Annotated in this window: 2 protein-coding genes; one reads left to right on the forward strand and one right to left on the reverse strand. The window is 50.4% G+C overall.

Going from position 1 to position 3213, the window contains the following annotated elements; translation table 11 throughout:
* Window positions 1-135 precede the first annotated feature (135 nt).
* Entirely contained in the window at window positions 136-1338 is a 1203-nt protein-coding gene (locus ABNT28_RS10515) for a pyridoxal phosphate-dependent aminotransferase (RefSeq protein ID WP_348721563.1), read from the reverse strand.
* A gap of 538 nt (window positions 1339-1876) precedes the next feature.
* Here ABNT28_RS10515 and ABNT28_RS10520 point away from each other — a divergent pair.
* The gene (locus ABNT28_RS10520) at window positions 1877-3160 is read left to right on the forward strand and encodes a hypothetical protein (protein WP_348721564.1); all 1284 of its coding nucleotides are present in this window, start codon (window positions 1877-1879) and stop codon (window positions 3158-3160) included.
* The last annotated feature ends 53 nt before the right edge of the window (window positions 3161-3213 follow it).

The raw sequence follows: 3213 nt of genomic DNA on the forward strand, positions 1-3213 counted from the left end.
GGTGTCGCCGCGGATTCGGGCAATGCCCATGAAGCTTTCTTTTTAATCAGCATATCGGTGGTCTCCCTGATGATTACCGACATATATAACCCGCCTAATGTGGCGGTTATGAGGCAGTCTTTCTGGGATAATTATCTATTCCAGCGCCTCGACTGCCGTGCGGATACGGGTCATGGCCGCATCCAGCATTTCATCCGACGCCGCGTAGGACACGCGGAAATGCGGCTCCAGTCCAAAGGCGACCCCAGGCACAATCGCAACTTCACCAGCTTGCAAAATATACTGGGCAAAATCCTTATCCGTTTCGATAATCATGCCCTCAGGCGTGCGCTTGCCGATCAAGGCTTCGATCGATGGATAGACATAAAAGGCACCGTCGGGCATCGGGCAGTCAATCCCGTCAATCGCATCCAGTGCCGCGACAACCATTTTACGCCGCCGGTCAAAGGCCGCCAGATTCGACCACATGAAATCCATTGGCCCGTCCAGCGCTGCCAATGCCGCATATTGGGCAATCGAATTTGGGTTCGAGGTCGATTGCGACTGAATTTTGGCCATCGCCTTAATCAGCGGCACTGGCCCCGTGCAATAGCCAATCCGCCACCCGGTCATGCAAAATGATTTCGACACGCCATTCGCGGTCAGAATGCGATCCTGCAGATCGGGTGCCACCGCCGCCAGCGTGGCAAATTTGAAACCGTCATAGCAAAGATGCTCATAGATATCATCGCTGATCACATGCACCGCCGGATGCTGGCGCAAAATATCGGCAAAGGCTGCCAGTTCATCCGCGCTATAACCTACACCTGTAGGGTTTGACGGGCTATTTAATATCAACCATTTAGTGCGTTTGGTTATCGCCGCATCAAGCTGGGCTGGGGTTAATTTCATACCTGCAGCAAACGGACATGGCAGACATACCGGCACGCCTTCGGCCAGATCGACAATGCCTTTGAACGACACCCAATAGGGCGTCGGGATCAGCACCTCATCCCCTGGATTCAAGGTCGCCAGCAAGGCGTTAAAGAGTATCTGCTTACCCCCTGAACCAACGCTGACCGCATCGACAGATGTCTCGATTCCATTCTCACGCGCAAATTTGCGGACAATCGCCTCTTTCAATTCGGGGATGCCGTCAACCTGCGTATATTTGGTTTTGCCATCCGCCATCGCCTGTTGCGCCGCCTCCTTGATATGCAAAGGCGTGTCGAAATCAGGCTCGCCCGCGCTCAGGCCAATGATGTCACGTCCGGCACGCTTCATATCCAGCGCCATTCCGGAAATTTCCACCGTCGGCGACGGTGCCAGACGGCTAAGACGATCAGAAATAAGCGACATAAGGCTCTCCTATACTCATAGCTGGTTACAGATACATAGCTGGTTACAGATTCATAGCTGGCTACAGGCCATTTACGCCCTATCGGCCTTTACGCCAGCGCCCCATTACATGGCTTCACACCCCATTGTTATGCGACCCTCTAGCATTTTGGGCAAGGGTTTACATGCTTTTAGGGGTGAATATTGCGCCGCGCATATTTCGATTGCGCCTATTTGTTCACGAAATGTTTCACGTGAAACATTTTGGCGACCGTGATGTTGTAACATGCTTGATCATGAGCAGTCCAAATTCCACGCTAGAGACATGGTTTTAATGTTTATGTGACAGGGTCAGAGCATAAAGAAAGCAGGATAGGATTAGGTTTAAAACTAGTTTTACTTATATATAAATTAGTTTTATTTCAATAACTTGACTTATTTTCAATTAACATTTTGAGTGAAATAGGAATAAATATTGGATAGATATATGCTTAATGAAACAAACTCGATAGAAGATAGTATCTGTTGCCAAAACGAACCCCCAAGGGGACGCTGGCACGTGAGGCCACCGGCTAGACATATCGGCTATACCAAGACATCGGTCAGCGTGACATCGGCCATTGCAGATCCTGTAGCATCGGACGTTGCATATCCGGCCATTGCAGATCCGATTCCCAAACCCGCGACGGGCAAGCGCATCAAGGCAAACGGGATCACATTTAAACGCACCACCAACAGCTACATCAAAGACATGCTCACCACTGGCAGACACACCAAAGCCAAGCGCAAGGCGCCATCCACTGGCCATTTACCCGTTATATTATTGCTGGCAGCCTGTAGCGATACAAGCCGTTATGCCGCCCCAAAGGCCAAAGAAGCGACGGTTGCCGAGGCACGGCATGTCAAGATTCTGTATAGCCCCTATGACGCTGTGCTAAATACGGCACCAACACCAGTGGCGGTAGATTTGAGCACATATATCCAAGGGGCAGGAATTGCAGATACCGTTTGGGCCGTGCATATAGGCAACATGCAAGGTCTGTCGCTGGGCAGTGACAGCGGTAATCTGACTGGACAACCAAGCGCATCAACAAACCTGACGATCCGTGCGACCAAACCCGACGGCACATTTGAAGACGTGATTGTGACGGTGACCGTCCGCGAGGTGATTGGTGATAGTAGTGCAACGGAAAGCCAGACCCTGTCCGAAACGAAAGGGGCTGATATTGCCTATATGATCTTGGGTGGTGACGGTAATGATATTCTGAACGGTGGCAATAATGACGATGATATTCGTGGCGGCGATGGTGATGACGTGCTGAAAGGGGGTGCGGGGGCTGACAGGCTGGATGGCGGCGGCGGCAAGGATACGGCGTCATATGCCGGATCACCTGTGGGCGTAAAAATCACGCTGGCCAATGATGGTAGTGCGACAAGTATTTCCGGCGGTGATGCCACAGGTGACAAGCTGATTTCCATTGAGAATCTAATCGGTTCGGATCATGACGACATACTGAATGGCAATGATGGTGCCAATGTAATGACCGGTGGGGATGGCAATGATCTTTTCGGTGTTGACAGAATATCAACATCCATTCGCGAGGCCGATGTTATAACCGATTTTATTAGTCGTAGCACCCGCGCGGAAAATAGTGCCGACCACTTTGATAAAATCAACTTTGGTTTTGAAAGCAGAACAATGCTCTATTACTTTCTTGCTGATCTGGATGGCGGTGGTGAAGCGAATGACATGGTGATCTATGATGATATGACGGGCGGTGATGAGAATGTGCTGGTTATTTTACAGAATGTAAAACAGCATAACAAATATGACTTTGCCTAAAATATTGATGGCGAACTAACCCATGTGTCTGCTGTGCGGGCTGACAATGGCCC

The organism is uncultured Candidatus Puniceispirillum sp. (assembly GCF_963979125.1).
In the GTDB taxonomy this organism is placed as follows: Bacteria; Pseudomonadota; Alphaproteobacteria; order Puniceispirillales; family Puniceispirillaceae; genus Puniceispirillum.

Bases quoted from the DNA above. Each gene is read 5' to 3' on its own strand.
- ABNT28_RS10515 (WP_348721563.1), bottom strand. From the start codon at position 1,338: ATGTCGCTTATTTCTGATCGTCTTAGCCGTCTGGCACCGTCGCCGACG.